The following is a 17,298-nucleotide window of genomic DNA, read 5'->3' as shown; positions in this document are numbered from 1 at the left end:
TTCTTGACAGATACTATAATTTATAGTATTATGGGTTCCTCAATTATTTTGCTATAATTTATAGTACTATATTTTACAATCCATGTCAAGTAAAAGGAGATTTTAACATGAAAGAACACCACTCTAAAATGGCGCTGCTCGGGAGCGCTCCCATTCCCAGGGCTCTTTTGGCCCTGGGGCTCCCAACCATGATGGGCATGCTCATCAACGCCCTGTATAACCTGGCCGACACTTATTTTGTCGGCGGCCTCGGGACCAATGCCATGGGCGCGGTCACCGTGGCCTTTCCCCTCGGCCAGATCGTCGTGGGCCTCGGCCTGCTTTTTGGAAACGGCGCCGCCGCTTATCTCTCAAGGCTGCTGGGCCGGGGCGATGGTGAGACCGCCAATAAGGTGGCCAGCACCGCCCTTTACAGCAGTATTCTGACCGGGGCCCTCGTCATTCTCGGCTCGATCCTTTTTCTGGAGCCCATTTTAAAACAGCTCGGCGCCCTCGAGAGCGTTATGCCCGACGCCCTCGCCTACACCCGTATTTACATCCTGTTTTCAATCTTCAATGTGTTTAACGTCACCATGAACAACCTTGTGTCCAGCGAGGGAGCGGCCAAAACCGCCATGTGCGCGCTCATGGCCGGCGCTGTCCTGAACGTGGCGCTGAACCCTGTTTTCATCTATACCCTCGGCTTCGGCGCTGCCGGCGCGGCCATCGCCACCGCCCTTTCCCAGATGGTCTCTACTCTGGTCTATCTTGGCTATATTCTCAGAAAAAAAAGCGTGTTCAGCTTCAGTCCCAGGGAGTGCTGCTTTTCCCGGGAGATCCTGTCTGAGATTCTGAAAATCGGGATTCCCACACTGGTTTTCCAGCTGCTGACCAGCCTCTCCATCGGCATGATCAACGACGCCGCCAAGGATTACGGCGCCTCTGCCCTGGCTGCCATGGGGCCGCTCACCAAGATCATGTCCATGGGCTCGCTGGTGGTGTTTGGGTTTTTGAAGGGCTTCCAGCCCATTGCCGGATTCAGCTACGGCGCCGGAAAATGGGGTCGGCTTCACGAAGCCATCAAAACCGCCATTCTGTGGTCAACCCTTTTTTGCGCGGCCTTTGGCCTGACAGTGGCTTTCTTCTCCCCACAGCTAATGTCCCTGTTTACCAGGGAGGATATGGAAATGATCCGGATTGGTTCGGCCGCGCTCCGGGCAAACGGCCTGTCTTTCACGCTCTTTGGCTTTTATACGGTCTACTCATTTCTGTTTCTGGTCATGGGCAGGGCAAGGGAGGGCTGTATCCTGGGCGCCTGCCGGCAGGGGCTCTGCTTTGTCCCGGTCATTCTGATTCTCCCGGTTTTTTGGGGCCTGAACGGTATCCTGTACGCCCAGCCCGTGGCGGACGTGCTTTCCGCCCTTGTGACGGTGTTCATGGCCGCGCGGCTTCACAGGGAACTGGCTTTGGGTCGGGAATAGGTTTGTTTGAATATAAAAAAGCACGGCACAAAATGGTGCCGTGCCCGTCTGAGCTCAATTCCATATATCTTCCAGGTTTCTTTTTTCATATACGGTTCGCAAAACGTAAACCTGCTGCTCTGATTCCAGAATGATAAAAAACGTGAGAAAATGACCTGTTTTAAAAAATCTTATGCCTCGGGCGGCCCAGGGCTCTTTCCTGTAAATGGAGTGCCGGGCAGGCATTTGCCCCAGCTTTAAAATTTCTGACATTAATCTTTTTTTAAAAGTTTTTGCAGCATCTGGTTCGAAAAGTTCTGTAGTAATATACCGCCATATCCTTTCAATATCCTTTCGTGCCGCGTCAGTAACAATCACCTCATAGCTTTTCATTCACCATATTTCTCCTGCATCTCTGCAAAAAATTCTTTTGCCGGGCGTCCTTTTCTTTTTAAGAAGTCTTCATAGCCCTCCTCGATCAGGCTGTCAAGGTGATCCGGCGTCTTTTTTATTTTGAAGGTCACACTTCCGTCACGTACAGCCTGCCGTACCAGAGCGTTAATCGCCGCATTGGTGGTAAGCCCCAGCTCAGAAAAAAGCGCGTCTGCCTCCTCCTTCAGCTTTTTATCCATTCGGACCGTTACATTGGTGGTATCCATTATTCTGTCCTCCTCATTATCAATTGCACATAATTTGCACTTCTATTATACACCATTTCAAGGATAAAAGCAAAAAAAGACCGGCACAAAATTGTGCCGATCTCAGACTTCAGACAGAGCTGAAGGTTTGAGGCAAAATCAAATCGCCTCCTGCCTACTGTTCCTGCACGATCCGGACATCGTAGCGGATAATGCCCTGATAGCTGCCGGCTACTGCGTTTGCAAAGGCGTGGCGGGCAAAAGAGACGCTGACCGGAACTGGGGTATCCAGATAGAGCGGCGTTTCGTTTTCCCTTGCGCCGCCGGGCTGTCCAATAAAGGGCGAAGCCTCTACCCAGTTGCCGGGGCTCACAGCGCTGTCAAGACGGATGCCGCCGGGCAGGGCAAGGCGCAGGCTGCGGCTTCCATACAGGTGCATCTCGGTCAGACGCACCTCGCCCACAGCGTATTCGCGGCCTCCCACTCCAGGTGTGATGGTGAGGGCACCGGGGATCACGACCACAAATCCCTCATCAATGTTCATATCAACCTCTACCGTTCCCTCGGCCCCGCCGGCGCCAGGGCCGGGTGTGATTTCCTGTTCAGCCGCGAGAGCCGGCTGTACACTCAGCAGGAACAGGACCAGCAGGAACAGTGTTAATCTCTTTTTCATAATGTTTTCTCCCACGCGGCACATGCCGCGGCTTTATGCTTAGCTGATGCCGCCTTTATTGACGACCCTTGCGACAAATTTAAGATTTCCGACTAAAGTCATGGATCCTTTTACCGGCAGCTTTTCCGGATTTGCCAGAACTACCTTTCCCGCAGCTTTTGATTCTTCTTCATTGAAGGGATATAAAAAGCTGGCAAACTCCTCATGCGGCTTTACTTCTGTAAAGTTACCGGCGGGTTCTTCTTTATACAGATTATAGGCAAGCTCGTACGTTTGCCCGCCTCCGTCACCTTCAAGCCAAAATTCATCATCGTCTGGGCCGCCGCTTCCGGTAACGGTTACGGCTATGCGGTATAAACCGGATTCAAAAGTCTTGCAGTTTTTAATGCTTATCTCAAAGGGGATCGTCCTTCCGTCCTCATCGTACTGGTAGATCATCCCATTATTGCCGGCCTTGATGTAGGGAGGTATGACCAGTGAATAGCTTGGCGACGCGTTAAGGGTAACGCTGACCTGCGCATCCCCTTCGGCACTGCCGTCGGTATTGGAGGGGTACTCCTTCGGCGGGGGAATCGGCGTGGGGGTTACCAATGGAAGATCCCCGCCCCCGGCAAAAACCGGCTGGGCGGAAAACAGCAGGCACAGGGCCAGCAGCAGGGACAGAATGCAGTATTTTTTCTTTTTCATAAAATTGCCTCCTTATGGGGTTGTCTTATCCGGGGGAACCAGTGCCGCCGAAAATACCAGGTTTCCCTGATATTGCCCGGCATTGGCGCTGTCTTCCGGCGCGTTCAGCGTGACGGTGCCTGTCTGGGGTGTATTATTTGCCTTAAAGGCAGCAAACTCGCGGTTGGCGGGGATGTCTGCGTCCCCGTTTTTAACGGTGTAGGCGATTGTGGGGCCGCCGGTTCCCTTTTCCAGCGTATAGGCGCCGCCCGATCCGCTGCCGCTTGTCTTAACAGCCACCGAGTAGCCCAGCCTCTGGGCTTCCTCCTCCATGCCACGGATAGAGACTTCAAAATCCTTTGTGTAGCGCTGCTTCTTTGCCCAGAAGGCATCGCCAAAAGTTAAGCTTTTCGGGATAACCAGCGTATAAGCCGGAAGCTTAAAGGTAACCTTGATCTCGCTCCCTCCGCTGGCCTCACCCTTTTCATCTGACTGAACGGTTGTCTCGGGAAGAGGCTCTCCCTGGGCCAAAGCCGGCTGAGCCAGCAGCAGGAAACCGAGCGCCAGAACAAGCGCGCTTATTTTCTTTTTCATGATTTACTCCTTTTGTGCTTTGTTTTTATCACCCTGAACGGATGCGTTACTCTTTTCGGCTTCTTTTTCTGTAAAGGGCCGCAGCGCCCAATACGCCGATGGCCGCTGTGCCAGCCGCCAGGAAACCGGCCTCCCGGGCGTTGAGAACACCGCCGGTTCGCGGATTATCCTCAGCCGGCATCTCCCGGTCCGCGTCGATGAGCTCCTGGGAAACGCTGACGGTCAGATCGCTGCCATAGGTCTGTCCCTCCTGCGCCAGCGCCGGGGCGCACCAGAGCAGGGTCAGCAGCGCAAGGGACAGGGTTATTATGAAACGCCTCATCACGGCACCTCCACAACTTCAAATTTCAGATACAGGGTATCACCCTTGGCCGGGCTTTTAGGGCTGTATTTTCCAGCGCTTGCCTGCCGGGCCTCGTCAAAACCAAAGCTTGCGTACAGATTGTACCGGTCGCCCTGGCGGAGCAGGGCCTCGCTGGTTTTTGGCCCGTCCTTTTGCTGCCAGGGTGTCATATAAGCCGAATAGGCCAGCTCTCCCCGGCCAGGCTGGCCAGGACTGAGGGACAGCCTCAGGGCGCGGTCGGGAATGCTCACCCGCAGCGCCTTCCCCTCGGGCATGGTTACCTGCGGGGCGTATACGGCGCCCAGCGAATAGTCGGTACTCCGGTCATAGCTCAGGCTCACACTTTTGGGCATGACCACCACATAATCCGGTTTTACCAGAAAACGGATGGACATGGGGGTTTCGCCTCCCTGTTCTCCAGCCGCGAGGGCATTCCCTCCCATGGACAGCAGCAGAACCGCTGTGGCTGCGGCAGCTGTTAATCGCTTAAATTTCATCAAGCCACTCCTTTTCTATCATCGTTTTACTGAACAGTCAGCTCGGTCTGGATCGACGCGCCGTTCATGGGGCTGTTATCCGTCAGGCTCCGGGTGTTGTAGACAATCACGGCGCTGTAGACGCCGGGGTCTGGTATGGTGCCAAGCTTTGGGTTCTCGATCCCTGTGCCGGGCTCAAGCAAACCGGATTTGTAGATGGTCTCGCCGGTATCCTGAAGCACCAGGTCGATCTGAAAATAGCAGGGGTTCCCCTCTGGATTCTGAAACATCACACTCACAACGCCTGTGGCACTGTCGGCAGCGAGCTGTGGATAGCCGGGAATCTGGATTCCGTCCGGCGCCTGCTGGCCTGTGGGCGTGGGCGCCAGGGAAACCACGCTCCGCTCCAGCTCCGGCGCCGCTGGCCGGGTAGAATACCAGGCGATAAAGCCAACAGCCGCCAGCAGCAGCACCGCCAGGATACCGATGATGATGTTTTTAATTTTGGAATGTTCCATAATGCCTCCTCCTGTCGCAATACCTTATAAATAAAACAGGAAGCCGCGCAATTGTCAGCTTCCTGTTTTTTCGGGGCTGCCTGCCCCTGCCTCTATTATACAACGATCCTCTTCCAAAAAGTAGAAAGGTTACGAATTTGTAACCTATGGGATTGTTTTTTATGATTCTTTCTCAAAGCAATAGCCCGATCCCCGGCCAGAGGTAATGGTATAGCCACTGCCCGCCAGCTTTCTGCGCAGACGGGAAACCGCTGTCCTGACTGCCCCCGCATTGCCGGCGGCCGGGAGTTTCCAGACAGCTTCGTAGAGCTGCTCGGCGGATATGCCTCTGCCCTCATTTTGGATCAGGAACAAAAGAATGGCATACTCCCTTGGCTGCAGCAGCATATCCCGGTCAAACAGAAAACCTCTCTGGGCGACGGTATCCATCACAAGAGGTCCCCGCGCCACCTCGGCTGGCGGACACATCGCCTCCCTCCGTCGGAGCAGGCCCACGATCCGGGCCAGCAGCTCCTCGATGCGGTAGGGCTTTGTCATGTAGTCGTCCGCCCCGCCCGTCAGACCGTTCACAATATCCTCATAATCCCTCCGGCTGCTCAGCAAAAGCACAGGCGCTTGGGTGGACTGGCGCAGCTCACTGATAAACGCGAGCCCGTTGCCGTCTGGCAGCAGGATATCCAGCACCACCAGGCTGATGCCGGGCTTGCCTGCCAGAATCCGGCGTGTTTCCGCAAGGCTCTTTGCGGTCAGCACCCTGTAACCAGCGCGCTCCAGCACCGAGCAGTTGAGTGCCCGCACGTGTTCATTATCCTCGACCATCAGTATCACAGGCGTTTTCTTTTCATTCATCCTGCCCTCCCCCTTTCGCTGCCGGTATGGTAAAACGGACGATGGTTCCACTGCCCGGCTCACTTTCAACGCTGATTTTTCCTCCGTGGGCATTTATGATCTGCTTTGCAATATACATCCCCAGGCCGCTGCAGTCCGGGGTGCGCCTTACGCTGTGCCGTATGAACAGCCTGGGCATCAGCTCCGGCGGAATCCCCTCGCCATTATCCGCAACGGCTACGGCCACCATTGTGTCCTCGAGCTCTGCCTCAAGCGTAATCTGCCCCTCTTCGGTGTGCTTTACACTGTTGGAAATAAGATTGAGCACGACCTGCAGCAGGCGTTCCCGGTCGCCGTACACAGGCGGCAGACCAGCAGCTGCCTTTACTTCAATGGTGTTGTGCCGTCCGGTGTCGATCAACGGAAAATATGTTTTGGCGGCGGTTTCCAGCAGGCTCGGCAGATCCATGGGCTGGCGCATCAGGGCAAAGCTGCCGTTCTCGATGGCGGCAGCGTCCAGAAGCTGAGTTACCAGCCGCTCCATGCGTCCGGCCTCACTGTCCACCCGGCGCATGTTCTCCCGGACAGCGTCCCGGTCAATCGCCGCGTCCCCCATCATAGCTCCAGTGAGCTGGGCAAATCCAGAGACAACGGTAATGGGCAGCTGCAGCTCATGGGACAGGCTGTGGAGAAATTTCTCCTTCATATCGGCTACCTCCTGTACCCGTGCCAGGGCGCTCTCCTTCCTGGCCTGCTCGCGGACATGCCCCAGACAGATGACCAGAATCGCACAGGTGATCACACTGACCAGCCCCAGCAGCGAACGGATCGCCACATAGCTGATCTGATCTGCGCCCAGCATCCCCGGTGTAGCGACGGATACAAGGATGGCAGACAGCAGAGGCGGCACCCATATGATGTTCCAGATTCTCGTGTTGTCCAGATCCATGACTGGCTCCAGCATCCTGCGGAAAAAGTAAAAAATCACCGGGTAAGTCAGCAGGTCAAACAGCAGGGTAAAAAGAATCATGGTCAGAAACCCGCCGCCAAGGCGCACCATGGCAAACTGGGCGATGCCGATATTCACTGCCATGAGCGTGTAGGAGATCAGATAGACAAAAAAGTGCCGTACAAACCGGTCCTTTATCACAAAGCAGGACATAATAAAGAAAAGGACAAAGGTGATATTGCGGTAAATGTCCGCGGAGTGTTCTTCTGAATAGCCAAAAACCAGAATACCTGCCATCACTCCGGCCCAGACAGCCGCAACCGTCAGCCCCAATGCCCAGACTGGTATCCTCAGCTTTTTACGGAAAGGGTAATACCGCATAAACAGCGGCCCCAGAAAGGTGATAAAACTTGCCAGCAATTCCATCCACATAGCGCTCTCCTCCTTACTTTTATTATACTCGATCTGAGCAAGCTTTAAAAGCAAAAAAAGATCGGCGCAATTTTGCGCCGATCTCAGGCTGATCTAATCCTCCAGCACCTCGATGGTGTCTCCGGGCTTTACCACGCCGCCTTTCAGGATAATGGTAAAAATCCCCTCTCTGGGCATGACACAGTCGCCTACTTTTTTAGCGATCTCGCAGCCCTTGTGGCACTGTTTGCCAATCTGGGTGACCTCCTGCAGGGTCTCGCCAATTTTCAGGCGGGTGCCCACAGGCAGCTCATAAACGGTGATGCCCTCCGTGGTGATGTTTTCAGCGAAATTGCCGGGCTCAAGCTCGCCGGCGCCCAGGGCCACCATTTTGTCAATGCTCTCCTGCCCCAGCAGGCTGACCTGGCGGTGCCAGTCGCCGCCGTGGGCGTCGCCCTCCAGTCCAAACTTTTCAATAAACACGCCTTCACCGATGGGGGTTTTCATCACGCCCTTTTTTTCGCTCCGGTTAATGGCAATGACCTTTCCTTTCATTTCTTTTCCTCCTTCCGCTCAAAGGTGCCGGAGTGGCCTCCGGTTTTCTTAATGAGCCTGATGTCACCGATGACCATTTCGCGGTCCACAGCCTTGCACATATCGTAGATGGTCAGCGCCGCCACCGAAACGGCCGTAAGCGCTTCGATCTCAATACCGGTTTTGCCTGTGGTCCTGAGCTCAGCCTCGATGTGGATACAGCTGTTTTCCACATCGGGCTCAAAACGCAGGTCACTGCCGGTGATGAGGATGTTATGGCACATGGGGATCAGCTCCGAGGTGCGCTTGCACCCCATAATGCCCCCGATCTGGGCCACGGACAGCACATCCCCCTTTTTCATCTGGTTGCTCAGGATCTTCTCAAGGGTTTGGGGCTTCATGTAAATGGCGCCTCGGGCCAGGGCCATGCGCGCAGTGTCCTTTTTGTGGGTGACGTCCACCATGCGGCCCCGGCCTTCTTCGTTAAAATGGGTAAATTCATCTGAGATGGCCATATTATCCTCCTATTTCGTTCATATTGCGTTTTTTAATGGTTTCATGCTCGTCGATATGGTGGCGTTCCGGCTTGGCCGAAACCGCCATTTCAAGAATTTCTCTGTAGCTCCTGCCTGCCCCGCGCAGCGCCTTCACGTCCAGCTCCTCATCGGAGTGGAGGCAGGGCTTGAGCTTGCCGTCAGCCGTGAGCCGGATGCGGTTGCAGTCCGAGCAGAACCGGTGGCTGATGGGGTTGATGAGCCCCACCTTCCCCAGGGCGCCGGGCAGGGTGCAGAGCCTGGCCGGCGCGCCGGGCGGGGACGCCGCGGGCACCAGCTCCGGCACCCGCGCAAGCACTGCCTCGCCGGGCATGTACTGGCCGAAAGCGTACTCGGCCCCATCGCCCAGAGGCATGAGCTCGATGAAACGCACCTCCACCGGGCGGGTTTTGGTGTAGTGGACAAAGGCCTCGATCTCATCGTCGTTAAAGCCTTTTATCAAAACCGTGTTGATCTTCAGCGGCGTGAGCCCGGCTGCCACGGCTGCGTCGATGCCTGCCAGAGCGTCCTCAAGCCTTCCGCACCGGGTGATGCGGGCGTACTTTTCCGGATCAAAGGTGTCCAGGCTGATGTTGACCCGCCTGAGCCCCGCGGCCTTGAGATCCGCAGCCATTTCAGGCAGCAGAATGCCGTTGGTGGTCATGGCAAAATCCCGGATGCCGGGGATGGCCCCGAGCTTTTTCACCAAATCCAGCACCCCGGCACGCACCAGGGGCTCTCCCCCGGTCAGGCGGATCTTGTCAATGCCCATGTCCGCCCCCGCACGCACCAGTGCCTCGATCTCCTCAAAGGAAAGGTTGGTGGCATGCCGGCGCTTGGGCACGCCCTCCTCGGGCATGCAGTACACACAGCGCAGGTTACACAGGTCGGTGATGGAGATCCTCAGATAATTGACTTTTCTTCCAAAGTGGTCTCTCAAATCAGCACCACTTTTCCGGGCGCATCAAACCCATAGCCTCCCAGCTCTGTGAGGGCCTCCCTCAGCTCGCTGCCCCGCAGGGCTTCTAAAAAGGCCTGAACCTTTTCATCCTCCAGGTTTTCCTGAGCCACGATAAAGTCGTACTCCTCATCGCCAACCGGGATAAAGTCCAGCCCCATCATATTGGCGGCGGACAGCACGCCCATGCCCACGTCGCAGGAGCCGGACTGCACCGCAGAGGCCACCATCATGTGGGTGTTGAGCTCCCGGTCGTAACCCACGATCTGGGAGGGGTCGATGCCCTTTTTCTTTAGGAGATAGTCGAACAGCACCCGGGTGCCGGCCCCGCGCTGGCGGTTGACAAAGGTCACGCCGTCTCTCGTCAGATCCTCAATGCTTTTAATATTTTTGGGGTTTCCCTTTGGGATCATAAAGCCCTGGACCCGCTTCACACCCTTGATGAGGGCGGCCTTCCCCCCGCCCAGATATTTTCTTATAACGGGGATATTGTAGACGCCGGTTTCCTCATCCAGCAGATGGGTGGGGGTCAGGTGGCACTCGCCCTTTTTAAAGGCCATGATGCCGCCCAGGCTCCCCACATGGGCGGAGGACAGGTTCACCAGCTTTTTGTTTTTATGGAGGATATTGGCCATGATGTCAATCATGACATCGTGGCTGCCGATGGTGACCAGTGTATTTTCGATCTCCTCCACCGGGCGCAGCAGCTCGATGTCGACCTCCTGGCCGGCCTCATAACCCTCTATATTTTTAGGCACCCGCAGGATACCGTCGGCGTTGACCAGGGACATGGTCACGCCGGCGCCGCGGTCAAGGGGCGTAGCCACAAAACGGCCGCCCACCTTGCCGCACTTCATGCGGACAAATTCCAGGTATTTGAGGGTGGACATGAGCCGCTTGGACAGGGTGGCCTTAATGACCGGGCGGCTCACATTAAGCTGGTGGGTCATGCCCAAAATCACAGGCTTCACAAAGTTTTCAAACACAAAGTAAGCCGATACCGGGTAGCCCGGAATGCCGATGACGGGCTTACCCTCGATGAAGCCCAGAATGGCGGGCTTGCCCGGCTTGATGGCCACACCGTGTATGGCGACCTCGCCCAGCTCCTCCACCAGAGCCCTGGTGTAATCCTCAGTGCCGGCTGAGGAGCCGGCTGAGATGAGCACCATGTCATTTTCAGCCACTGCCTTCTGGATGGCGGCCTTGATGACCGCATAATCATCGGGCACTGGCGCGTAGCGGGCAGGCTCGCCGCCGTATTCCTTAATCAGGGCCTCAAACATACGGGTGTTGGAGTCAATGATCTTCCCCTTTTCCATGGGCGATCCGGCCTCGACGATCTCGGTGCCCGTGGGGATAATGCCCGCCCGGGGCTTTTTCAGCACCGCCACCTCCAGGATTCCCCCGGCCAGCAGGGCGCCGATGTCCATGGCCCGCAGCTTATGAAAGGCTGGCACAATGAGCTCTCCGGCCACAATGTCCTCCCCGATGGGCCGCACATGCTGCCACAGCGCTACAGGCTTCGCGATGCGCACATGGGCATCGTCCACTGTCACCACATCCTCAATCATCACCACTGCGTTGTAGGGTTCCTCGATCACATCGCCGGTGTCCACAAACTCAAAATCCTCGTGGAGGGTCAGCACCCTGGGGCTGCGCTCATCCACGCCCACGATCTCCAGCGCCTTGACACAGATACCATCCATGGCCGAGGCGTTGTAATAGGGCGAGGATATTTTCGCAAAGACCGGTTCTGCGGTTACCATGCCCAGACAGCCGGTTACCGGCACCGTTTCTTCTGCCGCTCGGGTTCTGCCCGCCTCGGTCATTTTTAAATATTTAGAGACAGCGTCGTCCAGATCCTCATTTTTGAGGTACAGGTTGCGCTCGCTGATATCCACTATTTTTGCCATTACTCTCTCCTTCTTTCCTTAAAACAGCATGACCTTAACGGGGTCGCCGGGATTTTTACCCTCCTCGTTTTCAGTCATCTCAATATATCCGTCCGAGTAGGCCAGCAGGGTAATCATGCCCGACTTGCCATAGGTCGGCCTCACAAGCATGCCGTCCCCGCCTGCCTCAACCGCCACGGTCTGGAAGGTCCTGCGCCCCGGCGCCGCGTGGACATTTTCAGTCAGGGTTCCCACAATGTACTGATTCTTATACAAATCGGTCCGGTGGAAAATATTAATCAGCTTTTTCATGACCACCATGTAGACCATGATGGCAGAGGCGGGCTGACCGGGCAGGCCGATCACCGGCTTTCCAAGGGCTTTTCCCATGATGGTGGGCTTGCCCGGCTTAATGGACAGGCCGTGGAGGAACACCTCGCCCAGATCATTCAGCACGGTCAGGGTATAGTCCCGTTCACCCACCGAGCTGCCGCCGGAGAGCACTACCGCGTCGCTGGTTTCCAGTCCCCGGGTGATGGCCGCTTCAATGGCCTTCGGGTCGTCGGCCGCGTAGGCGGTCTCGATAACCTCAGCGCCCAGCTTTTCCGTCAGCGCCGCAATGGCCGGGGTGTTGATGTCCACGATCTCGCCCAGCCCCGGCGTCTGTCCGGGCCGCACGATCTCATCGCCGGTGGAGATAATGGTAATCCCCGGCTTTTTGTAAACCAGCGCGTCCACCACGCCCACCGAGGACAGCACGCCCACATCCTGGGGCCTTATGGTGTGCCCGGCCTCAAAGACCGGCTCGCCGGCGCGGATGTCGTCACCGGTCAGCATCATGTTTTCCAGAGAGCCTGCCCCTTTGTAGATGGCCAGCTCATCGTCCCCGAACTTTTCGGTGAACTCGATCATCACCATGGCCTCCGTACCCTCAGGCACCATGCCGCCCGTGGGCACATAGACGGTCTCACCAGCGTGCAGGGAGAACTTGGTCTCCCTGCCCATTTCCGCTGCTCCGGTCAGCTTTAAAAAGGCCGGAATGGATTCGCTCGCGCCCTGGACATCCCGCAGCTTTACCGCGTAGCCGTCCACCACCGACCGGTCGAAGTGCGGGACGTTTACACCCGAGACAACAGGCTCGGCCAGAATCCGGCCAAGGGCGCGCCCAAGGGGTACCCTTTCGGTACCGAGCGCATAGTCTGAGAAATATTTCTCCATCAGCGCTTTCATTTCATGGGTTGTTTTTACTTCAAATAGCTCCATTTTTATATCATCTGCACTTTCTATAATTCATATCTTCTATTGTAGCTGAATTTACATAAAATGACAAGGCTGACAAAAACTTATCAGGATTTTATCCATTGACAGACGGCGGCTTTTGCTCTTTCAAAGAGGAAATTCCGGCCTTTTTAAGTCTTGATTTATCCTTAATTAAAACGTCCTTCCTGTTTCTCATTATGCCGTAAGGTGTATATTTTATTGCAGACTAAAGGCATATGGACAAACTGTATTCAAATTATTTGGGAGGACTAACAAATGACTCAGTTATCTAAGAAAATCCGGGCCGCCACTGTCGGCCTGCTGGTCTCTGCCGCCATCTTCGCGGCGGGGTGCTCAAACACAGCGGTGAACCAGGGCGGCGAGGTGTATTACAACGCCAAGATCTTCACATCGGACGATGATCAGCCCGAAGCCAGCGCGCTGGTGGTAAAGGACGGGAAGATCAGCTTTGTGGGCAGCAGCGATGACGCCCTTAAATTCGCCGGCTCGGGCGCCACGTCCCACGACATGGGTGGCAGTTTGATCCTGCCCGGCCTCATCGACAGCCACGCCCATTATCTGGCCATCAACACCTGGACCAGTGACGTGCTGCCCCTCCAGATCGACCTGGCCATGACCCACGACCAGATCCTGGAGGCTGTGAAAGACTACGCCGAGCAGTACCCTGCCGAGGTCGCGCCTGTGATCTCAGAGATGGGCTACGGCACTGACGCGAAGCCCCTGGCCACTGAGCTGGATAAAGTCGTCTCCGACAGGCCTGTAGTACTCACCAACAGCGGCGGCCACGGCGGCTGGGCCAATACAAAGGCTCTGGAAATGGCCGGTGTCACTGCCGCGACCCCCGACCCGTCACCGGGGATCAGCTATTTTGTGCGGGATGAAAACGGCAATCCCACCGGAGAATTCAAGGAAGCCTCCACCATGGCCATCATGCTGCAAAACCTTGGCTTAACCTCGGGCAAGGCCATCGAAACCCGTTTTCCGGTCTTTACCCAGACAGTTCTGAGCCCCTATGGCTACACCTCTTACTATGACGCGGGCCTGCTCGTCGCTGACGAGGAAGAATCCATCGACGCTCTCAGCAAGGCGGGCGCCAACATCCGCGTTTTCACCTCCTTTGTCTACAGAGACCCTGTCCCTGTCGATGAATTCGTGTCCAAAATGACCTCCGTTCGCGACAAGTACACATCGGACACTGTGCGCCCAACCACCCTGAAGCTTTTTAAGGACGGCACACTGGAGGACTATTCCTCCCTCATGTTTGAAAACTTCAGCGACCACTCCGGCGAGGGCGTTGAAATCCTGGATAACGACCATATGATGGCGATCGCCAGGGCCGCGGCCGATAAGGGCTTCAACCTCCACACCCACGCCATCGGTGACAAGGCCATCTCCGAAACCCTTGACCTCTACCGGGATCTGGGGGACATCGAGGGCACCAAGACCATGGCCCATGTCCAGATTCTGCCCGAGGACGGTATCCAGCGCTTTGCAGAGCAGACTGACGTCTTCTACCAGACCACCCCGGTATGGGCCTTGGGCGATGAATTTACCAAGTCCGCCCTGGGCGATGACCGCTACGGCCGCCAGATGCCGCTGAACACCGTTTCCCAGAACGGCACGCTGCTGACCTTTGGCAGCGACGCCCCGGTGAGCAACGGGCTGGCTGGCATCAACCCCTTTACGGAAATGTACCATGCTGTTAAGCGCGGCGAATCCGACGATTATGACCCGCCAAAGAGCGAGGGTATCGACATCGCCACCGCCATCAAGGCTTACACCATCAACGGGGCCAGACAGGTCAACGCCGGAGATGAAATCGGCAGTATCACCGCTGGCAAAAGCGCGGATTTCATCGTTCTGGACCGCGACCTTTTAACCGTCCCGACCGATGAGATCAAAGATACCACCGTGCTCCAGACCTACTTTAAGGGCAATGAGGTTTACAACGCCCAGGATCAGCAGGGCAGCGCAAAATAATCTAAAAAAAGTGTGAGAAACAGCGCTCAGATGCGCCTGTTTCTCACACTTTTTTATTGTCCTAAGGGCATCAGCCTTGGCCGGCGTTTTTCAAAGGCCGCCAGCGCCTCAAATCCGCAGTCTCTCAGCAGCGCGGCCGCCTCGGACAGCCCATCGCCCACCCGGGCCGCGCTATGGGCGTCGGAGCCGAGGGTGACGATCTGGCCGCCAAGGGCCTTGAACCTTTTTACAATCCAGGGGTTTGGCATAAACTGCCGGCAGTTTTTACTCAGGCTGGAGGTATTAATCTCAATGCCCCGGCCCCGGTGGATCACAGCCTTCAAAATCGCTTCAATCTGATGCGTGTAGGCGTCGAGCCGGTAGATTCCCTGCTCGTCCCAGGCATAGCGGTTGACCAGGTCCAGGTGGCCGAGCACATCGTAGTCGCCCTCCTCAGCCAGCCCCAGCACCTCGTCATAGTAAGCGTCAAAGGCGTAGTCGGCGCCGCGCTCCCGGATGGTCTGGCGGATGGTAATATCCCCGATATTGTGGACCGAGCCGATGATAAAATCGTAATGGGCCTGGGCCAGAAAATCGTCCAGGGTATCCCGCCGGTACTGCCCCTCCCCAACCTCAAGGCCGAAGCGCACTGCCGGGCCCGCCCCGGCGCTGTCCCTGAGGTACTCCTCATAGGCCTCGCGGTAGGGGTAAAGGCCAAAGCTCTTATCCTTTGGGTTTACTGTGAAATGGTCTGTGATGCACACCTCACTCAGCCCTCTGGCCGCCGCCATTTTACGGATAGCCCCAATGGTCTCCTCCGAGTCAAAGGAAAAGCGGGTGTGAACATGGTAATCGGCAAGATAACCGAACATAGGCGCTCCTCCCTCAGATGGTGATGGTCATCTCTTCCAGATGAAACTGAAAGCTGGCTGCCTCCAGGTTCTGCAGGGCGCTGATACAGATGTCCTCAGCCGCTTCCCGGCTGCCAATGACCATGACATTGTCCAGATTGGCGTGGAACAGGGCGTTTCTGTAGCTCCCGAAGTTCTCAAAAATGGACTGGAGCATCTCACCCTTCATGGAGTCGTTGATCATCTGCAGATACTGGTGCTTCTGACGCCCGACAGTTTTAAAAATCTTGCCCACCGGCTGGTTGGCCAGGTCGATGCCGCTCAGGTCTGCCAGGTATTTGAGGTACAGCTCAACCCCGCGGTATACGGAGAAAACCATGGGGCTGTAGTCGGTCAGCTCGATGCTGGCGTCGTTAAGCAGCACAAAGGACGGCGAAATCAGGTTGATGAACTGGTCCGCCTGATCCTTTAAAATCCGGATGGTATAGGGGATCTTTTTCCGGATGACCTCATTGATGGATTCCTTTTCCACCCTGCGGTCTCCGGTATTGTTCTCAAAAATATCCTCCAGGCGGATAATGCAGTCCCGCAGCAGCTCGGTGTTCAGTCCCTTCATCTCGCACACGCCGGTGTTGTTGTTGCGCCTGAAAAATACGGACTGCCCCTCAGAGACCATTTTAAAGCCGTTTTCCAGAGACTCGTTGGCCGCGCCGTCCAGCCAGCTGTTCCGGCAGATATAATCCCAGGTGGCGGTTTTCATGGGGAACCGCAGCTCAAAGGATAAAGGCTCAGGTGATTCGGCCTTTACACAGTCGATGGCTTCCACCAGGTAGCTGTTAATGTTGCTGGTCAGGGTGACCGCCTGTTTTCTTTTTCCCGGGCCTGTATTTTCAATTTTCAGGCTGACACTGTTATTGCTTTTGTCCGTGATGGCCTTGAGCTTTTTGGTCGAGCTGAGGCTCAGCTTCTCGCCAGTGACCACAATGCGGTTGATGCGGAAGCTGATGTCCTGTACCGTCCAGTGGGGCTCGGTCTTTGGGGGCTTTAGGGGCTCCTCGGCCACGGGCAGGGCTGTGAGCGCGGCCACGGCCACCGGCTGCTTTTTCTTTTCCCACTTGTAGCTTTCATTTTTCACCGCTGCCTTCTTGGCCGGCTCTTTTTTGGCGGTTTCCTTTTTAGCCGTCTCCTTTTTGGCGGTTTCCCGGTCAATGGGGTCTCCCCACTGGCGGTCGAACAGAGAGGCCAGGTCTGTGTCAAACAAATCGTTGCTGGCATAGACGGTGGCAATGCGCTTTTTGTTAAAATAGGAGATGGTGAACTTGCGCTTGTTCACATAAAAAACCCGGTGGTATTTTTTATTGTATTTGGGATTGTTGGTAAAATCCGGCCGTTTCATCAGGGTTTCGATCAGCTCCTCATACCCCTTCTCGCTCATGGAGAAGGAGTAGGTACAGGATATGCGGTGCGCAGAAACCGACAGCACCTCCAGATCCCGGTCAATGGCCTGTGAGGGGGCCCCGGAGATAAAGCAGTTGTTCTTTCCAGCTGCCTTGGTAAATTTAGCCTTGGAGGCCAGCACCATATTATCCGGTATGTCGTACGCCGCAATGGTGAGGTTTTCCAAAGCCTTCAGATCGCAAAGTTTTACTTTCATAGCAACCCTCCTTTTCTCTATTGTTATTTATACGCCTTTTTCGCTCTATTAATCATACCACAGAGGGGGGTGAATGTATATTAAATTCCACACTACGCAAA

Annotated in this window: 19 protein-coding genes; 2 read left to right on the top strand and 17 right to left on the bottom strand. The window is 55.8% G+C overall.

What is annotated here, in order from left to right; translation table 11 throughout:
- The first annotated feature begins 107 nt into the window (after positions 1-107).
- Positions 108-1,460: an MATE family efflux transporter gene (locus tag FYJ53_RS06685; protein ID WP_154557236.1), complete on the top strand. Its 1,353-nt coding sequence runs from the start codon at positions 108-110 to the stop codon at positions 1,458-1,460.
- 54 nt (positions 1,461-1,514) lie between these two features.
- Here the strand turns inward: FYJ53_RS06685 and FYJ53_RS21780 are convergent, their stop codons facing one another.
- The 15 genes from FYJ53_RS21780 to glp form a co-directional block, all read right to left on the bottom strand.
- Entirely contained in the window at positions 1,515-1,832 is a 318-nt protein-coding gene (locus tag FYJ53_RS21780) for a type II toxin-antitoxin system RelE/ParE family toxin (protein WP_013379749.1), read from the bottom strand.
- Positions 1,829-2,098 carry a type II toxin-antitoxin system RelB/DinJ family antitoxin gene (locus FYJ53_RS06675; RefSeq protein WP_013379748.1) on the bottom strand — a complete coding sequence of 90 codons (270 nt, stop codon included), beginning with the start codon at positions 2,096-2,098 and terminating at the stop codon, positions 1,829-1,831. The genes FYJ53_RS21780 and FYJ53_RS06675 overlap by 4 nt, the downstream gene beginning before the upstream one ends.
- Before the next feature lie 154 nt (positions 2,099-2,252).
- A complete protein-coding gene (locus FYJ53_RS06670) occupies positions 2,253-2,750 on the bottom strand; it encodes a hypothetical protein (RefSeq protein ID WP_013379747.1) in 498 nt (165 codons plus the stop codon).
- 39 nt (positions 2,751-2,789) lie between these two features.
- A complete protein-coding gene (locus tag FYJ53_RS06665) occupies positions 2,790-3,437 on the bottom strand; it encodes a hypothetical protein (protein ID WP_154557235.1) in 648 nt (215 codons plus the stop codon).
- A gap of 12 nt (positions 3,438-3,449) precedes the next feature.
- On the bottom strand, positions 3,450-4,010 hold the full coding sequence (locus FYJ53_RS06660; RefSeq protein ID WP_013379745.1) for a hypothetical protein: 561 nt from the start codon (positions 4,008-4,010) through the stop codon (positions 3,450-3,452).
- 46 nt (positions 4,011-4,056) lie between these two features.
- On the bottom strand, positions 4,057-4,332 hold the full coding sequence (locus FYJ53_RS06655; RefSeq protein WP_013379744.1) for a hypothetical protein: 276 nt from the start codon (positions 4,330-4,332) through the stop codon (positions 4,057-4,059).
- Positions 4,332-4,850, bottom strand: a complete 519-nt coding sequence (locus tag FYJ53_RS06650) for a hypothetical protein (protein ID WP_013379743.1) — start codon at positions 4,848-4,850, stop codon at positions 4,332-4,334. The genes FYJ53_RS06655 and FYJ53_RS06650 overlap by 1 nt, the downstream gene beginning before the upstream one ends.
- 26 nt (positions 4,851-4,876) lie before the next feature.
- Positions 4,877-5,347 (bottom strand): hypothetical protein, encoded by a 471-nt coding sequence (locus FYJ53_RS06645; protein ID WP_013379742.1) that lies wholly within the window; start codon positions 5,345-5,347, stop codon positions 4,877-4,879.
- Positions 5,348-5,506: 159 nt separating this feature from the next.
- Positions 5,507-6,196, bottom strand: a complete 690-nt coding sequence (locus FYJ53_RS06640; RefSeq protein ID WP_013379741.1) for a response regulator transcription factor — start codon at positions 6,194-6,196, stop codon at positions 5,507-5,509.
- Positions 6,189-7,556, bottom strand: a complete 1,368-nt coding sequence (locus FYJ53_RS06635; protein WP_013379740.1) for a sensor histidine kinase KdpD — start codon at positions 7,554-7,556, stop codon at positions 6,189-6,191. The genes FYJ53_RS06640 and FYJ53_RS06635 overlap by 8 nt, the downstream gene beginning before the upstream one ends.
- 93 nt (positions 7,557-7,649) lie before the next feature.
- Positions 7,650-8,090, bottom strand: coding sequence for an MOSC domain-containing protein (locus FYJ53_RS06630; RefSeq protein WP_013379739.1), 441 nt, complete (start codon positions 8,088-8,090; stop codon positions 7,650-7,652).
- Positions 8,087-8,578 carry a cyclic pyranopterin monophosphate synthase MoaC gene (gene moaC / locus FYJ53_RS06625; protein WP_176731164.1) on the bottom strand — a complete coding sequence of 164 codons (492 nt, stop codon included), beginning with the start codon at positions 8,576-8,578 and terminating at the stop codon, positions 8,087-8,089. Before moaC ends, FYJ53_RS06630 begins: the two co-directional genes overlap by 4 nt.
- 7 nt (positions 8,579-8,585) lie before the next feature.
- Complete coding sequence (moaA, locus tag FYJ53_RS06620) at positions 8,586-9,542, bottom strand: GTP 3',8-cyclase MoaA (RefSeq protein WP_013379737.1); 957 nt, start codon at positions 9,540-9,542, stop codon at positions 8,586-8,588.
- Positions 9,539-11,473 carry a molybdopterin biosynthesis protein gene (locus tag FYJ53_RS06615; protein WP_148429740.1) on the bottom strand — a complete coding sequence of 645 codons (1,935 nt, stop codon included), beginning with the start codon at positions 11,471-11,473 and terminating at the stop codon, positions 9,539-9,541. The genes moaA and FYJ53_RS06615 overlap by 4 nt, the downstream gene beginning before the upstream one ends.
- A gap of 18 nt (positions 11,474-11,491) precedes the next feature.
- The gene (gene glp / locus FYJ53_RS06610; RefSeq protein WP_154557234.1) at positions 11,492-12,715 is read right to left on the bottom strand and encodes a gephyrin-like molybdotransferase Glp; all 1,224 of its coding nucleotides are present in this window, start codon (positions 12,713-12,715) and stop codon (positions 11,492-11,494) included.
- 273 nt (positions 12,716-12,988) lie between these two features.
- Here glp and FYJ53_RS06605 point away from each other — a divergent pair, with 273 nt between their 5' ends.
- Entirely contained in the window at positions 12,989-14,713 is a 1,725-nt protein-coding gene (locus FYJ53_RS06605; RefSeq protein ID WP_154557233.1) for an amidohydrolase, read from the top strand.
- A gap of 53 nt (positions 14,714-14,766) precedes the next feature.
- Here the strand turns inward: FYJ53_RS06605 and FYJ53_RS06600 are convergent, their stop codons facing one another.
- A complete protein-coding gene (locus FYJ53_RS06600) occupies positions 14,767-15,564 on the bottom strand; it encodes a histidinol-phosphatase HisJ family protein (RefSeq protein ID WP_154557232.1) in 798 nt (265 codons plus the stop codon).
- A gap of 13 nt (positions 15,565-15,577) precedes the next feature.
- On the bottom strand, positions 15,578-17,197 hold the full coding sequence (locus FYJ53_RS06595; protein ID WP_090411546.1) for a type II toxin-antitoxin system RnlA family toxin: 1,620 nt from the start codon (positions 17,195-17,197) through the stop codon (positions 15,578-15,580).
- Positions 17,198-17,298: the final 101 nt, after the last annotated feature.

Origin of the sequence: Eubacterium sp. BL-380-WT-2B, assembly GCF_009696115.1 — a bacterium.
Classification (GTDB): domain Bacteria; phylum Bacillota; class Clostridia; order Eubacteriales; family Eubacteriaceae; genus Eubacterium; species Eubacterium callanderi.
Note: the sequence above shows the minus strand (reverse complement) of the source record. Positions and strands in the feature narration are given on the sequence as shown.